Origin of the sequence: Achromobacter sp. UBA2119 (assembly GCF_002331005.1) — a bacterium.
In the GTDB taxonomy this organism is placed as follows: Bacteria; Pseudomonadota; Gammaproteobacteria; order Burkholderiales; family Burkholderiaceae_B; genus Achromobacter; species Achromobacter animicus.
In genome coordinates, this window is the sequence record NZ_DCYD01000019.1 from 615,776 (window position 1) to 631,430 (window position 15,655).

Sequence of the window (15,655 nt, forward strand, 5' to 3'; positions counted from 1 at the left end):
CCAAAGGCCCGTAGAATCCAGAAATGAGACGAAAGAATCATACTGAGACACCTGTCTCACGTCAATCCGAATCCCCCGCCCGCAAGGCGTCCTCGGCAGCGGCCGGCACGAAGCTGATCGCCCCCGCCAGCCCGCAGGCAGCCGCCAGCGGCGAACCCCCGCACGGGCCGCGCGCACGGATGCGCAAGACCCTGCTCGACGCCGCCCAGCAATTGATGGCGCAAGGCGTCACGCCCTCGGTCGCCGAGCTGGCCGAACACGCGCAAGTCTCGCGCGCCACCGCCTACCGCTACTTTCCCAGCCAGAGCGCGCTGATCGCCGCCGTGGTGGACGAAAGCCTGGGCCCCATCCTCGCGTGGAATTCCGATGCGCCCGACGCGGCGGCGCGCGTCGACGAGCTGTTGCGCTTTGCGTATCCGCGGCTGGCGGCGCACGAGGCGCCGCTGCGCGCTGCCATTCAGGTGTCGCTGCAACAGCATGCGCAGGCCAGCGCAGGCAAGGCCGGCGCCGAGCCCCAACTGGTGCGCGGCCACCGCGTCGACATCCTCAGGCGCGCCATCGCACCCCTGGCCGCCGACCTGACGCCGGCGCAGCAGGACCGCGTCGCGCAGGCGCTGTCGCTGGTGTACGGCACCGAGGTGTTCCTGGTGCTCAAGGACATCTGGAAGCTCGACCTGCCCGAGGTCACCGATGTGGTGCGCTGGACCGCGAACGCCATCATCACGCAGGCGCTGGCCGAAGCCCGAACGGCGAAAAAATAGCTGCTAAAGGCAACGCCAGGCGCACGGAAAACGACATCCGGCGCGCCACTGTCATTCCCACGTCATTCCCCGCCCGCATAGTTGCGCGCTTTGCGGCATGCGCGTTGCATGCCGACATGACGTTGGAGTGTTGTAGATGCAGTTCGAAGTATCCCGCCTGCGGCGAGCCATCATGCCCTTGTCGCTGGCTTGCCTGACCCTGCTGAGCGCTTGCGGTGGCAGCGATGACGATGACGAGGTGGTCACCCCTGAGCCGACGCCGCCCGTCGTGACCGACCCGACGCCGCCCGCAGAGCAACCCAAGCCGGTCGAAACGGGTGCGTGGTCCACGGGCGATCTGCACGTGCACACGTTCCAGTCGGACGACGCGCAGGTCAGCCTGGAAAGCGCGCTGGATCAGGCGTTCGACCGCTACAAGCTGGACTGGGCCGCCATCTCGAACCATCTGCGCCTGTCCGCCCGCGACCATACCGGCGTCAACCTGCCCGGCGGATCGATCCCGTTCTCGCAAGGCATGGCGCAGTACGAAGTGCCCTACATCAAGCAGGCGCAGGCCGCGGGCCGCTACGCCGGCAAGATCATCTTCTCGTCGTTCGAATGGGACATGCCCACGCATGACCACGTGAACATCGGCATCGGCTACAACGATCCGCAGTCGCCCAAGTCGCTGGAGGCCGTGGCCGAGTTCGAGTACCTGTTCACCAACCGTGATCCCAACCTGTTCGACCCGCTGCTGGTCTCGCGCCTGTCCGGCGAAACGCGCGCGTTCACCACGCACGCCGACTCGCTGGCCGCGCTGAAGTGGCTGCGCGACAAGTACCCCGACAGCTACATGCTGCTGAACCACCCGTCGCGCTACGCGGGCAAGTACACCATCGCCCAGCTGCGCGAGATGAATGACCTGGCCCCGAGCGTCTTCTTCGCGATCGAGGGCATGGTCGGCAACCAGATGGAACCGGACCGTGGCGGCTACGCCACCGCCTACACCAACGCCTTCCTGCCCAACCGCACGTACGGCGGCACCGATTACCTGGTCGCGCACCTGGGCGGCACGTGGGACGCGCTGCTGGGCGAAGGCCGACGCATCTGGAACGTGGCCGATTCGGACTACCACTTCCGCACGAGCCAGGGTCTGTACAGCAGCGGCTACGCGCCCGGCGAATATTCGAAGACGTACGTCTGGAAGGACGGCGACGACATGGCGGCCGTGGTCACGGGCCTGAAAAGCGGCCGTATGTTCGGCGTCTTCGGCGACCTGATCGACGCGCTGGACTTCCAGGCCAAGGGCGCGGCTGGCGCCGTGCACATGGGCGGCGAACTGCAGGCGGCCAAGGGTGAAACCGTCGAGGTCACGATCCGCTTCCGCAGCCCCGAGCGCAACAACTACGAGTACCCGATCGAAAGCGGCAACCCCACCTACGTCAAGCCCACCGTCAACCACGTGGACCTGATCGTCGGCGACGTGACCGAACGCGCCGCACCCGGCACCCCGGAATACGACGCCGACACCAACCCCACGACGCGCGTGCTGGCCCGCTTCACCAAGGCCGACTGGAAGGTCGACGAAGATGGCTACAACGTCATCACGACCACGATCAAAGCCGACAAGAGCCAATACCTGCGCCTGCGCGGCACCAATCTTGGCGTGGACGTGGCAGGCGAAACCGCGGCGGGCGAACCGCTGCCGGACGCCAAGGTCGATTTTGCCGACAACGCGGCGCGCTTCAACGCCATCAACGCCCGCAACTACAACGATCTGTGGTTCTACTCGAACCCGGTGTTCGTGACGGTCGCGAAGTGATGTGATTGCCCAGCGCCGCGCCGATCTGTTCGGCGCGGCGGCGCTGCGGCGCTACGGCGCAGACAAAAAAATGCCCGGCTACGCGCCGGGCATTCTGCTTATTGCAGCGCGATCACTGCAACGTGCGGGTGAAGACGAACTGGCCATCCTGCCAATCCACCGGGACCACGTCGCGCGGACCGAACCTGCCTTCCAGGATCAGACGCGCCACCGGGTTCTCGATCTGCTGCTGGATCGCACGCTTCAAGGGGCGCGCGCCAAACACCGGATCGAAGCCGGAGCGGGCCAGTTCGGCCAGGGCCGGTTCCGTCACTTCCAGCCGCATCTCCTGCTTTTCCAGGCGCTCGCCCAGACGGCGAAGCTGGATGCGGGCGATGGACTCGATGTGCTGCGCTTCCAGGCCATGGAACACCACCACTTCGTCGATGCGGTTCAGGAATTCAGGCCGCAGCGTCTGCTTCAGTTCATCCCACACCACTTCCTTGACCACGTCGTACGGCTGGCCAGCCAGCGTCTGGATATGGTGCGAACCCAGGTTCGACGTCATGACGATCACCGTGTTGCGGAAATCGACGGTGCGGCCCTGGCCATCGGTCAGGCGGCCGTCGTCCAGCACTTGCAGCAGCACGTTGAACACGTCCGGGTGCGCTTTTTCGACTTCATCGAGCAGCACCACGCTGTAGGGCTTGCGCCGCACGGCCTCGGTCAGGTAGCCGCCCTCTTCGTAGCCCACGTATCCGGGCGGCGCGCCGATCAGCCGCGCCACCGAATGCTTCTCCATGAACTCGCTCATGTCGATGCGGATCATGTGCTCTTCAGAGTCGAACAGGAACTCAGCCAGCGCACGCGTCAGCTCGGTCTTGCCCACGCCGGTGGGGCCCAGGAACAGGAACGAGCCATACGGCCGCGCCGGATCCGCCAGCCCCGCACGCGAACGGCGGATGGCGTCGGACACGAGGCGCACGGCCTCGTCCTGACCCACCACGCGCTTGTGCAGGAACTCTTCCATGTGCAGCAGCTTTTCGCGTTCGCCCTGCATCATCTTCGACACCGGAATGCCGGTGGCGCGCGACACGACTTCGGCGATTTCCTCGGCGCCGACACGCGTGCGCAACAGGCGCGGACGCGATTCGTCGCCTTCGGCGTTTTCGGCGGCCTCGGCAGCGCCCACCTCGGCGGCCTTCAGACGTGCCTCAAGATCCGGCAGCTTGCCGTATTGCAGCTCGGCCAGCTTGTCGAATTGGCCCTTGCGTTGCAGTTCCGCCATTTCGGCGCGGACGCTGTCGATCTCTTCCTTGATGGCTTGCGTGCCTTGCACCGCGGCCTTCTCGGCCTTCCAGATTTCCTCGAAGTCGTTGTATTCGCGCTGCAGCTTTTGCAGCTCGTCCTCGATGACGCCCAGGCGGCGCTTGGAGGCGTCGTCCGTTTCCTTCTTGACGGCCTCGCGCTCGATCTTGAGCTGGATGATGCGGCGGTCCAGCTTGTCCATCACTTCCGGCTTGGAGTCGATTTCCATGCGGATGCGCGCGCCGGCTTCGTCGATCAGGTCGATGGCCTTGTCGGGCAGGAAGCGGTCGGTGATGTAGCGATGCGACAGCTCGGCGGCCGCGACGATGGCCGGGTCGGTGATCTCGACGCCGTGGTGGATTTCGTAACGCTCTTGCAGGCCGCGCAGGATGGCGATGGTGGATTCCACGTCGGGCTCGTCGACCAGCACCTTCTGGAAGCGCCGCTCAAGCGCCGCGTCTTTCTCGATGTACTTGCGGTATTCGTCCAGCGTGGTGGCGCCGATGCAGTGCAGCTCGCCGCGCGCGAGCGCCGGCTTGAGCATGTTGCCCGCATCCATCGCGCCTTCGGCCTTGCCCGCACCCACCATGGTGTGCAGCTCGTCGATGAACACGATGTTGCGGCCGTCGTCCTGGCCCAGCTCTTTCAGCACGGCCTTAAGGCGTTCTTCGAACTCGCCGCGGAACTTGGCGCCCGCCAGCAGCGCCGCCAGGTCCAGCGACAGCACGCGCTTGCCGCGCAGGGTCTCGGGCACTTCGTCGTTGACGATGCGCTGCGCCAGGCCTTCGACGATGGCGGTCTTGCCGACGCCGGGTTCGCCGATCAGCACGGGATTGTTCTTGGTCCGGCGCTGCAGGATCTGGATGGTGCGGCGGATTTCGTCGTCGCGGCCGATGACCGGATCCAGCTTGCCCTGGCGGGCGCGCTCGGTCAGGTCCAGCGTGTACTTGGAAAGGGCTTCGCGGTTGGCTTCGCCTTCCGCGCCCGACACGTTCTCGCCGCCGCGCACGGCGTCGATCGCCGCTTCCAGGGCCTTTTTCTGCAGGCCCGCGTCGCGCAGAATGCGGCCGGCTTCACCCTTGTCGTCGGCCAGCGCGAGCAGGAAGAGTTCGCTGGCGATATAGGTGTCACCGCGGCGGGAGGCTTCCTTGTCGGTACGGGTCAGCACGCCCTGCAGGTCGCGGCCCACCTGCACGTTGTCTTCGCCCTGCACCTGCGGCAAGCCCTTCAAGGCGGACTCCAGGGCCGGGCCCAGTCGGTTGACCGCCACACCGGCACGCGCCAGCAAACTGCCCGCGCCGCTGTCGGAATCCGACAACAGGGCGGACAGCACGTGGACAGGTTCGATATAGGGGTGGTCGTTGCGGGCGGCCAGACTTTGGGCGTCTGCCAACGCTTGTTGAAACTTGGTCGTCAGTTTGTCGAATCGCATAATGGTCGTATTGGCTTGTGGGGAGCCTGACCGATCCGTGCCGGCTGGCTCGATAACCTGAATATGTGGCCGGGTGAGACAATTTCAACACCCGGCGCCTCTCATGGTCTTCTTCGACGTGCACCTGCAAACAGAGCAATGAGCATATACGTTTTTGTGTACGGCACCCTACGGGCCGGCGAAATCAACGACCTCGCCCGGGCGGCCGCAGCTCGCGGTTTGCCGGCCGCCAGCCACGTCGGCCCGGCCAGCGTGCCCGGCATGCTGGTCGATTTTGGCGACTGGCCCGGACTCATCCCCGTGCAGGACGGCCGGCGCGTGCGCGGCGACGTTTTCCAGGTGGAACCGGCGTTGATCGCCCTGATGGACGAGATCGAGGAATACCAGCCCGGCAAGCCCTGCTGCTTCGTGCGCCGCACGGTTACCGCCAGTCTGGAAGGCGCCGGCCCGACCAGTCTGCTGCCCTGCGAGTACTATCCGATCAACCTCGCGTTTCGGGCCGCGGCGGTCGATATCGCCGGGGAAGACTGGATTGCTCATCGCCTTTCCAGAACAAAGCAGGACGCCCGGTAAGACACCCGTAGTAACAACGGACTACAATAGACGCCTGTCTCGTGCTTCACACCCGTTCCGGCGCCCGCCGTGCAATGGGCACTCTAAAGGTCATCGTATGCAAAAACGGGTCCCCATTGCCCCTGATGCCGCCCACTGTTCCACGTGCATGCTGGGTCACGTCTGCGTTCCCGTGGGCATGGCAGCCGCCGAAGTCGAAAAGCTGGACGAACTGGTCAAAGAGCGCGTCCGCGTGGAAAAAGGCAAGACGCTCTTTTCGCTGGATCACCCGCTCGACGCCGTCTATGGCGTGCGCTTCGGCAGCTTGAAAACGCAACTTGAAGACGCCACCGGCCAGATCCAGATCACCGGCTTCCATCTGCCCGGCGAGATCGTCGGCATGGACGGCATGCTGGATGGCAAGCACGTGTCGGCCGCCGTGGCCCTCGAAGATTCCGAGGTCTGCGTCATCCGCCTGAACGAAGTCGATCGCGTCGCGTCGCACCTGCCGTCGCTGCAACAGCAATTCCGCCGCCTCATGAGCCGCGAGATCACCCGCTCGCACCAGATGCTGGCGTCGCTGGGCTCCATGCGGTCGGAACAGCGCCTGGCCGCATTCCTCTTGAACCTCTCGCAGCGCTACGCCTCGCTGGGCTATTCGTCCACCGAGTTCGTGCTGCGCATGAGCCGCGAAGAAATCGGCAACTATCTGGGCCTGACGCTGGAAACGGTCAGCCGTCTGTTCTCGCGTTTTGCCCGCGACGGCCTCATCAAGATCAACCAGCGCGAAGTCCGCATCCTGGACCTGCCCGCGCTCAAGCAACTGCTGGGACTCGAAAGCTGCTGAGCGGTCGCCGCGCCATGCGCCGCGCGCCTGCCACTTCCCTGACCCGCACGGCGCTGGCGGCCTCGCTCGCGCTGGCCACCCTGCTGGCTTGCGGCGCTGCACATGCGCAGACGCCGCTGCCCGACCCCTACGACTACGACGAAGCCACGCCCGTGCCCAAGCGCGCGGCGCCGCTGCGCTGGCAGGCCGTTGAACTGGGCCGCCCCGGCAACCGGTACAAGATGCCGGTCTACGCCAATCGGGATCTGGCCAAGGACGACCTGCGCAGCATCAAGCAGGTGCTCATCGTCATCCACGGCGTCAAGCGCGACGCCGACAACTACTACGAAACCGCCGCCGCGCTGGTCGCCGCCAACCCGGCGCGCGCGGGCGACACGCTGGTGCTTGCCCCGCGGTTTTCCGGCTCGATCGACTCGGGCTTCGCGGGCATGGCCGCCTGGCGCAAGGCCAGCTGGGAAGACGGCCAGGAAAGCGTCCAGGCCACGGGCCGGCCCGCCCCCGTCACCTCGTTCCAGGTTCTGGACGACCTGCTGCGCAGCCTGGACGACCGCAAGCGCCTGCCGTCGCTCGCCGGCCTGGTGCTTGCCGGCCATTCGGCCGGCGCGCAGTTGGTGCACCGGTATGCCGTGCTGAACAACGTGGACGGGGTGTTGCGCCGCGACGGCCTGACCCTGCGGTACGTGGTCGCCAACCCCTCTTCCTACCTGTACCTGACCAACGAACGGCCACGCGCCGATGGCAAGGGCTACGCGCCCTACGAGCGCGGCATCTGCCCCACCTACAACCAGTACAAGTACGGCACGGACAAGCTGCCCGCCTACGCCGGCGAATCCGACGATTCCCGCCTCTTCGTACGTTACGCGGCGCGCGATGTGGTCTACCTGCTGGGCGGCGCGGACAACAACCCCGAGCACCGGCTGCTGGACAAAGCCTGCGGCGCCGAAGCCCAGGGCGCCACCCGGCTCGCGCGCGGCACGGGCTACGTCCAGTACGAGCACGTGCTGGCCGCCCGAGGCCCCAAGCCCGTCCCCCTGCGCCACAGCGCCTTCGAAGTCGGCGGCGTGGGCCACGACGGCAAACGCATGTTCGGCTCGGTCTGCGGCGTGCGAGCGCTGCTGGGCGACGACGCCCCGGCCAGCAACACCGCCGCGGCCTGCGACATCATCAAGCCGCGCGGCAAGTAACGCGCTTCACCCCTAGGGAAAGTCCGAAGCCATCGCGCTTGACACGCGCTTGCGGCAGACCTAAAACTTAACCTTATGGTTAAGTTAAATGATGATGCTCTCGATGCCATCTTCTCCGCGCTGGCGGATGGCACGCGCCGCCGGGTGCTGGCGGACCTGGAACAGGGCTCGGCCTCGGTCAGCACCCTGGCCCGACCCCACGCCATGTCCCTGCCCGCCTTTATGAAACACCTGCGGGTGCTGGAAGAGGCCGGCCTCATCGCGCGCGCCAAGGACGGGCGGGTCGTGCGCTGCACGCTGTCTCCCGAACCCATGCGCGCCGCCGCCGGTTGGCTGGCACGGTACGAAAGGTTCTGGACCGGCCAACTGGATTCGCTGGCGCGATATCTCTATCACGAAGAGGAAATCCACCCATGGAAAACCGAATCTCCCCCCTCGAGCTGCGGCTCCAGCGCCGCTTCGACGCCCCCGTCGAACGCGTCTGGCGAGCCTGGACCGACCCGCAAGCGCTGATGCGCTGGTTCGGTCCGGCGGGCACGCAACGCGTGTTGCTGGCCGACACCGATGTGCGGGTGGGCGGCGCTTATGAAGTCGGCTTCATCACCGCAGACGGCGGGGAACACTACGCCAGCGGCCGCTACCAGGAAGTCGCGCTGCATCGCCGTCTGGTGTTCACCTGGGCATGGCGCGACACGCCGCAGGAAACCTCACTGATCACGCTGGACTTCACCTCGGCAGACGGGGGCACCGAGCTTGCCTTCCTGCAGGCACCGTTCGTCGACGAGCCCACCCGCGACGGCCACGAGAATGGCTGGTCCGGCGCCATGGACCGGCTGGCGGAGCACCTGGCCGGCAAGGCCTGAACCTGGCGCCCCGGATCTGTCCGCCGGATCCGAACTTGACCCCCGGGTCCAAGCGCCCGGCACGCAAAGGAGACGCACGATGCAAACCGATCATCCCGTCGTATCCCGCCCCCAATGGGCCGTTGCCCGCGAGGCGCTGTTGCGGCGCGAAAAGGAACTGACCCACGCCTCGGACGCCCTGGCCCGCGACCGCATGGCGCTGCCGTGGGTGCGAGTGGACAAGCCCTACGCCTTTGAAGGCGCGCACGGCATGCAAGGCCTGGATGCCCTGTTCCAAGGCAGGCGCCAGCTCATCGTCTATCACTTCATGTTCAGTCCGGACTGGGAGGACGGGTGCGTGGGCTGCTCGCTCCTGGCCGATCATCTGGACAGCGCGCTCATGCACCTGCGGCACCACGACGTGACGGTGGTGGCCGTCTCGCGCGCGCCGTATGCCCGGCTGGCCGCCTTCCAGGCCCGCATGGGCTGGCAGTTTGACTGGTACTCGTCAGCGGGCAGCGACTTCAATTTCGACTTCGAAGCGTCCGTGCCGCAGGCGGATGGCGCCGTCGAGGAACGTCCAGGGGCCAGCGCGTTCTTTCGTGATCCCGACGGCGAAATCTTTCACACCTACTCGGCCTTCGAACGCGGCGTGGAGCGCCTGGCGGGGGCCTACAACTATCTCGACATCGCGCCGCTGGGCCGCAACGAAAACGGCCCGTATTTCGACGTTCGCGACTGGGTGCGCCACCATGACCGATACGGCGACACCCCGCGCCAAGCCTGCCACGACCACCGCTAGGCCGCGGGCCACGGCCGGCATGGCTGGCCTGTGGCTGGTGTGCCTGGCGGCCATGGGCGCCGGACTGATTGTGGACACGTGGCGCACGCCCGCCGCGCTGTTGGCCAGCGAGTGCGGTGCGCCGGGAACGCTGGCGCAACTGGCATGGCGGCACGTCGTGCTGATGCCGGCCAGCTCGGCCGCGATGGCGCTGGCGGCGCTGCTGCCCTGGTCCCAGCTGTCCGGGACTCGATGGCCCTGGGTTCAATTGCCTTGGTCCCGAATGCCTCGGATCCGATGGCCCTGGCTGCGGCTGCAAGCCGGCGAACCGCCGCTGGCAAGCCGGGTGCTCTGCCTGGTCCTCATGGCGATCGGTATGGTGCTGGGCGCGCGCCTGGGCGTTCAGACAGCGCAGGCGCTGGGCGCTGCGCCGTTTTGGGGAATGGTGCTGGGCATGGCGGCAGGAATGGCCGCAGGCATGGCTGCGACCCTGTTGCCGGTCGCCGCGGTCAGCGTCTGGCGCCGGTAAGCGGGCGAACCGCGGGCGGCACGGTCTCGATCAACGCGGCGCCGGGCGCCTGGATTTCCAGCGCCGACGTCGCCTGAGCCACGCACGGCAGGATCCAGCCCTCTTCCTTTTCGTCGCGCGACAGGCCGGGCCATTCGATGCCGTACACGATCGATCCGTCCAGCATCAGGCACATGCAGGCGCGGCAGGTACCATTGCGGCACGAACTGGGCAGCTTGATGCCCGCGGCCTGCGCCGCCAGCAGAACGGACGTGCCGGCCGGCGCGTCAAAGCGCAGGCCCAAGGGCTGGACGAGAACCGGGTGCGAGCACATCGTCGTCAGGCTGCCCGCCGCCGCTCAGGCGACGTTGTCCTGCCAGTCCAGCTTCCAGGCGCCGGACAGCACGTTCTGCATCCACAGTACGCAGGTCAGCGTCTTGGCGTCGGTGACCTCACCCTGGCTGCACGCCGCCAGCAGCTCCTCGGGGTGCTTGCTGATGACATCCAGAAATTCGTCCTGGTCGAGCTGGCGCTCGCCTGCCCGCAGGCCGCGCGCAAAGAAGATGTGAATAATTTCAGTGGAATAGGCGATGGCCAGATGCAAGGCGCCCGCATGGGCCCACTGGCCGGCGGTATAGCCCGTCTCCTCCAGCAGTTCCCGCTTGGCGCACACCAGCGGATCCTCGCCCGGATCCAGCTTGCCCGCAGGAAATTCCGTCATCACGCGGCCGATGGGATATCGGAACTGTCGCTCGAGCAGCACCCGGCCATCGTCGAGCAGCGGAATCACCACCACCGCCCCCGGGTGCACCACGTACTCGCGGATACCGGTATGGCCGTTGGGCAGGCTGACGGTATCGCGGCGGATCTTCAGGAAGCTGCCGTCATACGGGGCCTCGCTTTCGAGGAGCGTTTCGACGAGATGGGTATCGGCGGGTCGGGTCATGAGGACGTCTGGATCGGAAACTGAGAGGGGCGGCGAGCCGTTGCCGGCTCGCCTGGCAGCTTACCACCGCCCCGCCGGCGGCCGGTCAGCCGAACTTGCGCGCGGCATCCAGCGCAAGACCCGCGCCGATGCTGCCGAACAGGTCACCTTCCACGCTGCGCGCCTCGGGCACCAGCCGGGACACGCTTTCGCGCAGGCGCGGCACACGGCTTGAGCCGCCCGTGAAGAACACGGTATCCACGTCCGCCGTCGACACGCCCGCATCGCGCAGCAACTGGCCCACGGTGGTCTCGACCTTGTCGATCAAGCGTCCCACGCTCGCGTCGAACGACGGGCGCGTCACCTCGACACCCAGATCCGGCGCGACGCGCGACAAGTCGATGCGCGCGGCGGGCGCCTCGGACAGCGCGATCTTGGCTTCTTCCACCTGCACCGCCACCCAGTGGCCCGCACGCTCCTTCACCAGGTTCAGCAGCAGATCGATCTTCTGGCGGTCGCCGGCCTCGGCGCGGATATAGGCAAAATGCTCGGCCGCCTTGCGCGTGTAGGCCTGGTTGATGGTGTGCCAGCAGGCCAGGTTGCCGTATTGCGTCGACGGCACATCCTTGCCGCTGCGCAACTGGCTGCCCAGGCCCAGCAGCGGCATCACGTGCGCCAGGCTCAATTGCTTGTCGAAATCCACCCCGCCGATATGCACGCCGCCGTAGGCCAGGATGTCGTCGCGGCGGTCCGGCTTGGCCGCGCGGTCCGGCCCCAGCCGGATCAGCGAAAAGTCCGACGTCCCCCCGCCGATGTCGATCACCAGCACCAGTTCCTCGCGGCTGATCTGCGATTCATAGTGGAAGGCGGCGGCCATCGGCTCGAACTGGAACTCGATGTCGGTAAACCCGACGTTACGCGCGATCTCTTCCAGCGTGTCCTGCGCCGTCTTGTCGGACGCGGGATGGTCGTCCACGAAAAACACCGGACGGCCCAGCACGGCACGGGTGAAGCCGCGCCCGGCGGCGGTCTCGGCGCGCGCCTTCAATTCAGCGATGAAGCGCGTCAGCAGGACACGGAAAGGGATTGAACGGCCCTGCACTTCCGTGGAGCCGTCGATGAGCGAGCTGCCCAAAAGGCTTTTCATCGAGCGCATCAGGCGCCCGTCGTAGCCCGCCAGGTAGTCGGAGATGGCCGCGCGGCCATAGCTGACCTCGGCGTCCTCGTCGTGGAAGAAGATGGCCGACGGCAAGGTGGTCTTGCCGTCCTCCAGCGCGAGGAGCGCGTGTTGGTCGGGACGGCTCCAGCCGACGGTGGAATTGGAGGTGCCGAAGTCGACGCCGCAGGCGGTGGAAATCATGGGAATTCAGGCGCTTAGAGCAAAACGGCGCACAAGTGTACCCGCTCTGGCTCCGGCCCTGGATTCCCCTGGGGGCTTATTGCTGCTGGCGGCGCTGTTCCAGTTCGCGCAGACATTGCTCGACGCCGGCCTGCATCTGCGCATTCGACGTGGCTGCGCGGTCCGACACCGTACGGCAGCGCTGGAACTCGGCCTGGCTTTGGGGCGTGTCCCGGATCGGTGCGGGCGGCGGGGCTTCGGGCGTTACGGTCATGCGCAGCGTCGAGGGTGGCGACAGGCTGCCCTGGGCCGAGGGAAACTGCATCTCCTGCGTGGCGCCGGGCGCGACGTTCTGGGCCTGGGCAGCGCCCGCCGCGCACAGGGCGGCAAACAGGAAAGCGGATACGAGTTTTTTGTTCATGGCGACCTCGGTTAGATGAGTCAGCGCCCGGGCCGAGGGCCGGGCGCACCGCCTAATCGTATCCCCGGTGGATGGCAGGCGTCGTGCCAAGACGCAACATCATCCCCGCCAGTTGTTTCCTGCGGTTTCCGCGGCGGGTCTCAGGACGCGCGCCGGGTCTTGCGCAGCGGATCCAGCAGCGATGACAAGCCGTTGTGATCCAGTTCGTGCATCAAGGCCAGCAAGCGGCCCAGCTCTCCCGGCGGAAAGCCCTTGCGCGCGAACCACGCCAGATACGGTCCGGGCAAGTCGGCGATCAACCTGCCCTTGTACTTGCCAAACGGCATGTCGCGCGTCACCAGCAGCGCCAGCAGTTCGGGATCCATCACATTCATCGCGACGCACCGCCGGTAAAGAGATCAGCGGCCGCCACAGCGGCGATCTTCACACCAAAGCTGGAAATGGCCGGCAACGTGGCGTTGTGATGCGCCCGGATCTGGCCGCCGTCCGCATGAGGCTTGTCGTGCGTGGTATGCGCGTCGGCCGCCAGGGTGACCGTGAGGCCCAGCCCCGCCGCCCGCCGCAAGGTCGTGTCCACGCAGAACTCTGTGGCGTATCCGCACACCACCAGATGCGTGACGCCCCGCTCCGCCAACACCTGCGCCAATTCCGTTCGCAGAAACGAATCAGGCGTCGTCTTGCGCACACGGATGTCGTCGGCGGCCGGCGCAAGGCGCGTATCCAGCTCCCATCCCGGCTCGCCATGCGCCAGATCGGACCCGGGACTTTCATGCTGGACATACACGACCGGCGCACCGGCCGCACGGGCACGTTCGGCCAACGCATTGATGCGGGCCAGCACCTGCGCGGCCTCGAAGGGCGGCGGCGAGGTTTCGAACAACGCGCGTTGCACGTCGATCACGATCAGGGCGGATGTCATGGGAATGGCGTCAGGGGGAGGACTGGATCGCAATGCGCGGCTCGCACCGTACCGGAAAATTCACCGAATTGGCAATGAAGCAGCAGTGGTGCGCGCGTTCGTGCAGCTGTTCCGCCAGCGCGGCGTCGTCGCCCGCGCCGATGGTGACCTGGGGCCGCAACGTGACCGATGCAAACGCGCCGCCGCGTTCTGGATCTTCCTGCATGACGCCTTCGGCCTCGTCCCGATAGGCCTGCACGGTCACTCCTTCGACCGCGCACAGGTGCAGATACCAGAGCTTGTGACACGCCGATAGCGAGGCCACCAGCATGTCTTCGGGATTCCAGCGCGAGGCATCGCCGCGGAAGGCGGGGTCCGACGATCCCGGCACCTCGGGCTTGCCGGCGGCCTGGATGACGTGGTCGCGGGAATAGGCCGCGTAGCCGGCCGTACCGGCGCCGGTGTTGCCGGTCCATTCGACGGTAACGCTGTAATGATGTTCGCCTTTCATGCTGTAGTCCTGTTGCCTTGTAGTCCTAATGCCTTGTGGTCCTGTTGTCTCGTGGTCCTGTTGCCTTGCGCCTCGCGGCCCTGTCGCCTTGTGCCGCTATCGCTGCGCCGGCAGCCTAATGCCGCCTCACGCGCAAGGAAGGCCGAGCTTAGCGCACGCCTGGCCGCGCCGGTTGGATGTTTATGACATGCATCGGCCTTACATCCCGTTTCAGCATGGGCCCGTTACTGTCCGTATCGTGAGGACGCGTCTGGCCATCTGAGATCAGCCAATAAGCCAGTCCGTCACACAGGAGCTCGCCATGATGAAAACCACCCTGACCTGCACCCTGAGTCTTGCGCTGCTCGCCGGCTGCGCCCCGTCAAAGCCCATCACCGCCCGATCGGTGCCGGTAGACCACCATACCTCCCGCGACTCCCTGGACTGGCCCGGCAGCTACGAAGGCACCCTGCCCTGCGCCGACTGCCCCGGCATCCGCGCCCGCCTGACGCTGATGAAGGATGGCCGCTACGAAAAGCTGACCCAGTACCTGGACCGCCAGCCACAGCCCGAGATCGTGACGGGCACCTTCAGTTGGGAGTCTGACGGCAGCACGATCCGGCTGGACGCCGCAGGCGATAGCCAGCGTTACTTCGTCGGCGAGAACCAGGTAACGATGCTCTACCGCGACGGCACGCGCCCCACCGGCCCGCTCGCGGCGCATTACGTGCTGCGCCGCGTGCAATAAGCCATCGCGCCGCCGCCGGCTTTGAGGCTATCCTCTGGCATCGACCGCGCCCGGCGGCGCGTTTCATCCAGCAAGGAAGCCATGAAGACCGATCACGAATTGCTGTCTGCCTTCGCCCCGACGGGCGCGCTGCGCGCGTCCATCAACCTGGGCAATCCCATCCTCGCCAACACCGATCCCGCCACCGGCCAGCCTGGTGGCGTGTCGGTGGACCTGGCCACTGAACTCGCGCGCCGGCTCAACGTGAAGCTGGAACTGGTGGTCTTCAAGTCCGCCGGCGAATCCGTCAATGCCGTCGCCGCCGAACAGGCCGACGTAGGCTTTTTCGCTATAGACCCGCTGCGCGGCGAACAGATCGCCTTCACCGCGCCGTATGTCGTTATCGAAGGCGCTTATCTGGTGCGCCAGGACTCGCCCATCGTCAACAAAGACGAGGTCGACCGCGCCGGCCACCGCGTCGTGGTCGGCAAGGGCAGCGCCTATGACCTGTACCTGACGCGCGAACTCAAGCAGGCCGAGATCTTTCGCGCCCCTACTTCGCCCGCCGTCGTCGACACCTTCGTGCAGGAAAACATGGAGGTCGCCGCGGGCGTCAAGCAACAGCTCGAAGCCGACGCGCAGCGTCTGGGCGGGCTGCGCCTTCTGGACGGTCACTTCATGCTGATCCGCCAGGCCATGGGCGTGCCCAAGAGCCGCGGCGCCAAGACCAGCGCCTACCTGGCCGCCTACGTGGAAGCCATGAAGAAATCCGGCTTCGTCGCCGAAGCGCTGGCGCGCCACAAGATCCAGGGCGCCGCCGTGGCGCCGCCGGAACCGGCGGCGCAGGCCCAGGCCTAGGC

The 15,655-nt window shown here is 66.5% G+C and carries 19 protein-coding genes; 11 read left to right on the plus strand and 8 right to left on the minus strand.

Annotated elements, in window-relative coordinates; genetic code table 11:
- The first annotated feature begins 113 nt into the window (after window positions 1–113).
- Window positions 114–761, plus strand: coding sequence for a TetR/AcrR family transcriptional regulator (locus B3098_RS26395; protein WP_286900281.1), 648 nt, complete (start codon window positions 114–116; stop codon window positions 759–761).
- A 136-nt stretch (window positions 762–897) separates the two neighbouring features.
- A complete protein-coding gene (locus B3098_RS26400) occupies window positions 898–2,562 on the plus strand; it encodes an S-layer protein (protein ID WP_286900082.1) in 1,665 nt (554 codons plus the stop codon).
- 112 nt (window positions 2,563–2,674) lie between these two features.
- Here the strand turns inward: B3098_RS26400 and clpB are convergent, their stop codons facing one another.
- The gene (gene clpB, locus B3098_RS26405; RefSeq protein WP_175123530.1) at window positions 2,675–5,281 is read right to left on the minus strand and encodes an ATP-dependent chaperone ClpB; all 2,607 of its coding nucleotides are present in this window, start codon (window positions 5,279–5,281) and stop codon (window positions 2,675–2,677) included.
- Window positions 5,282–5,419: 138 nt separating this feature from the next.
- Between clpB and B3098_RS26410 the strand changes: the two genes are divergently transcribed.
- From B3098_RS26410 to B3098_RS26440, 7 genes are all read left to right on the plus strand, one after another.
- Window positions 5,420–5,854, plus strand: coding sequence for a gamma-glutamylcyclotransferase family protein (locus tag B3098_RS26410; protein WP_286900086.1), 435 nt, complete (start codon window positions 5,420–5,422; stop codon window positions 5,852–5,854).
- 97 nt (window positions 5,855–5,951) lie between these two features.
- Complete coding sequence (fnr, locus tag B3098_RS26415) at window positions 5,952–6,680, plus strand: fumarate/nitrate reduction transcriptional regulator Fnr (RefSeq protein ID WP_175123532.1); 729 nt, start codon at window positions 5,952–5,954, stop codon at window positions 6,678–6,680.
- Window positions 6,681–6,694: 14 nt separating this feature from the next.
- Entirely contained in the window at window positions 6,695–7,864 is a 1,170-nt protein-coding gene (locus B3098_RS26420; protein WP_286900087.1) for a hypothetical protein, read from the plus strand.
- A 75-nt stretch (window positions 7,865–7,939) separates the two neighbouring features.
- Window positions 7,940–8,377 (plus strand): ArsR/SmtB family transcription factor, encoded by a 438-nt coding sequence (locus tag B3098_RS26425; protein ID WP_175123534.1) that lies wholly within the window; start codon window positions 7,940–7,942, stop codon window positions 8,375–8,377.
- Window positions 8,278–8,727, plus strand: a complete 450-nt coding sequence (locus tag B3098_RS26430) for an SRPBCC family protein (RefSeq protein ID WP_286900088.1) — start codon at window positions 8,278–8,280, stop codon at window positions 8,725–8,727. The genes B3098_RS26425 and B3098_RS26430 overlap by 100 nt, the downstream gene beginning before the upstream one ends.
- A 79-nt stretch (window positions 8,728–8,806) precedes the next feature.
- Complete coding sequence (locus B3098_RS26435) at window positions 8,807–9,508, plus strand: DUF899 domain-containing protein (RefSeq protein WP_286900089.1); 702 nt, start codon at window positions 8,807–8,809, stop codon at window positions 9,506–9,508.
- Window positions 9,459–10,016 carry a hypothetical protein gene (locus B3098_RS26440; RefSeq protein ID WP_286900090.1) on the plus strand — a complete coding sequence of 186 codons (558 nt, stop codon included), beginning with the start codon at window positions 9,459–9,461 and terminating at the stop codon, window positions 10,014–10,016. The genes B3098_RS26435 and B3098_RS26440 overlap by 50 nt, the downstream gene beginning before the upstream one ends.
- Here the strand turns inward: B3098_RS26440 and B3098_RS26445 are convergent.
- The 7 genes from B3098_RS26445 to B3098_RS26475 all read right to left on the minus strand — a co-directional run bounded on the left by B3098_RS26445 (window position 9,997) and on the right by B3098_RS26475 (window position 14,089).
- Window positions 9,997–10,329, minus strand: a complete 333-nt coding sequence (locus tag B3098_RS26445; protein ID WP_279975005.1) for a 2Fe-2S iron-sulfur cluster-binding protein — start codon at window positions 10,327–10,329, stop codon at window positions 9,997–9,999. The two genes, B3098_RS26440 and B3098_RS26445, sit on opposite strands and share 20 nt — an antisense overlap.
- Before the next feature lie 24 nt (window positions 10,330–10,353).
- A complete protein-coding gene (locus B3098_RS26450; protein WP_286900093.1) occupies window positions 10,354–10,941 on the minus strand; it encodes an NUDIX domain-containing protein in 588 nt (195 codons plus the stop codon).
- Between the two features lie 85 nt (window positions 10,942–11,026).
- Window positions 11,027–12,280, minus strand: coding sequence for an Hsp70 family protein (locus B3098_RS26455; RefSeq protein ID WP_175123540.1), 1,254 nt, complete (start codon window positions 12,278–12,280; stop codon window positions 11,027–11,029).
- A gap of 76 nt (window positions 12,281–12,356) precedes the next feature.
- A complete protein-coding gene (locus B3098_RS26460; protein WP_286900096.1) occupies window positions 12,357–12,680 on the minus strand; it encodes a hypothetical protein in 324 nt (107 codons plus the stop codon).
- Window positions 12,681–12,820: 140 nt separating this feature from the next.
- Entirely contained in the window at window positions 12,821–13,045 is a 225-nt protein-coding gene (locus tag B3098_RS26465; RefSeq protein ID WP_175138444.1) for a DUF3820 family protein, read from the minus strand.
- A 5-nt stretch (window positions 13,046–13,050) separates the two neighbouring features.
- Window positions 13,051–13,599: a cysteine hydrolase family protein gene (locus tag B3098_RS26470; protein ID WP_286900097.1), complete on the minus strand. Its 549-nt coding sequence runs from the start codon at window positions 13,597–13,599 to the stop codon at window positions 13,051–13,053.
- Between the two features lie 10 nt (window positions 13,600–13,609).
- Window positions 13,610–14,089 carry an OsmC family protein gene (locus B3098_RS26475; RefSeq protein ID WP_218344696.1) on the minus strand — a complete coding sequence of 160 codons (480 nt, stop codon included), beginning with the start codon at window positions 14,087–14,089 and terminating at the stop codon, window positions 13,610–13,612.
- Window positions 14,090–14,390: 301 nt separating this feature from the next.
- On the opposite strand from B3098_RS26475, the gene B3098_RS26480 reads away from it, so the two are divergent.
- Entirely contained in the window at window positions 14,391–14,816 is a 426-nt protein-coding gene (locus B3098_RS26480; RefSeq protein WP_175123544.1) for a copper resistance protein NlpE, read from the plus strand.
- 81 nt (window positions 14,817–14,897) lie between these two features.
- Window positions 14,898–15,653 carry an ABC transporter substrate-binding protein gene (locus B3098_RS26485; RefSeq protein ID WP_286900099.1) on the plus strand — a complete coding sequence of 252 codons (756 nt, stop codon included), beginning with the start codon at window positions 14,898–14,900 and terminating at the stop codon, window positions 15,651–15,653.
- The last annotated feature ends 2 nt before the right edge of the window (window positions 15,654–15,655 follow it).

Bases quoted from the DNA above. Each gene is read 5' to 3' on its own strand.
- B3098_RS26480 (WP_175123544.1), top strand. From the start codon at position 14,391: ATGATGAAAACCACCCTGACCTGCACCCTGAGTCTTGCGCTGCTCGCC.
- B3098_RS26475 (WP_218344696.1), bottom strand. From the start codon at position 14,089: ATGAAAGGCGAACATCATTACAGCGTTACCGTCGAATGGACCGGCAAC.
- B3098_RS26465 (WP_175138444.1), bottom strand. From the start codon at position 13,045: ATGGATCCCGAACTGCTGGCGCTGCTGGTGACGCGCGACATGCCGTTT.
- B3098_RS26435 (WP_286900089.1), top strand. From the start codon at position 8,807: ATGCAAACCGATCATCCCGTCGTATCCCGCCCCCAATGGGCCGTTGCC.
- B3098_RS26425 (WP_175123534.1), top strand. From the start codon at position 7,940: ATGGTTAAGTTAAATGATGATGCTCTCGATGCCATCTTCTCCGCGCTG.
- clpB (WP_175123530.1), bottom strand. From the start codon at position 5,281: ATGCGATTCGACAAACTGACGACCAAGTTTCAACAAGCGTTGGCAGAC.
- B3098_RS26430 (WP_286900088.1), top strand. From the start codon at position 8,278: ATGGAAAACCGAATCTCCCCCCTCGAGCTGCGGCTCCAGCGCCGCTTC.
- B3098_RS26400 (WP_286900082.1), top strand. From the start codon at position 898: ATGCAGTTCGAAGTATCCCGCCTGCGGCGAGCCATCATGCCCTTGTCG.
- B3098_RS26410 (WP_286900086.1), top strand. From the start codon at position 5,420: ATGAGCATATACGTTTTTGTGTACGGCACCCTACGGGCCGGCGAAATC.
- B3098_RS26420 (WP_286900087.1), top strand. From the start codon at position 6,695: ATGCGCCGCGCGCCTGCCACTTCCCTGACCCGCACGGCGCTGGCGGCC.
- B3098_RS26445 (WP_279975005.1), bottom strand. From the start codon at position 10,329: ATGTGCTCGCACCCGGTTCTCGTCCAGCCCTTGGGCCTGCGCTTTGAC.
- fnr (WP_175123532.1), top strand. From the start codon at position 5,952: ATGCAAAAACGGGTCCCCATTGCCCCTGATGCCGCCCACTGTTCCACG.
- B3098_RS26455 (WP_175123540.1), bottom strand. From the start codon at position 12,280: ATGATTTCCACCGCCTGCGGCGTCGACTTCGGCACCTCCAATTCCACC.
- B3098_RS26440 (WP_286900090.1), top strand. From the start codon at position 9,459: ATGACCGATACGGCGACACCCCGCGCCAAGCCTGCCACGACCACCGCT.
- B3098_RS26450 (WP_286900093.1), bottom strand. From the start codon at position 10,941: ATGACCCGACCCGCCGATACCCATCTCGTCGAAACGCTCCTCGAAAGC.
- B3098_RS26470 (WP_286900097.1), bottom strand. From the start codon at position 13,599: ATGACATCCGCCCTGATCGTGATCGACGTGCAACGCGCGTTGTTCGAA.
- B3098_RS26460 (WP_286900096.1), bottom strand. From the start codon at position 12,680: ATGAACAAAAAACTCGTATCCGCTTTCCTGTTTGCCGCCCTGTGCGCG.
- B3098_RS26485 (WP_286900099.1), top strand. From the start codon at position 14,898: ATGAAGACCGATCACGAATTGCTGTCTGCCTTCGCCCCGACGGGCGCG.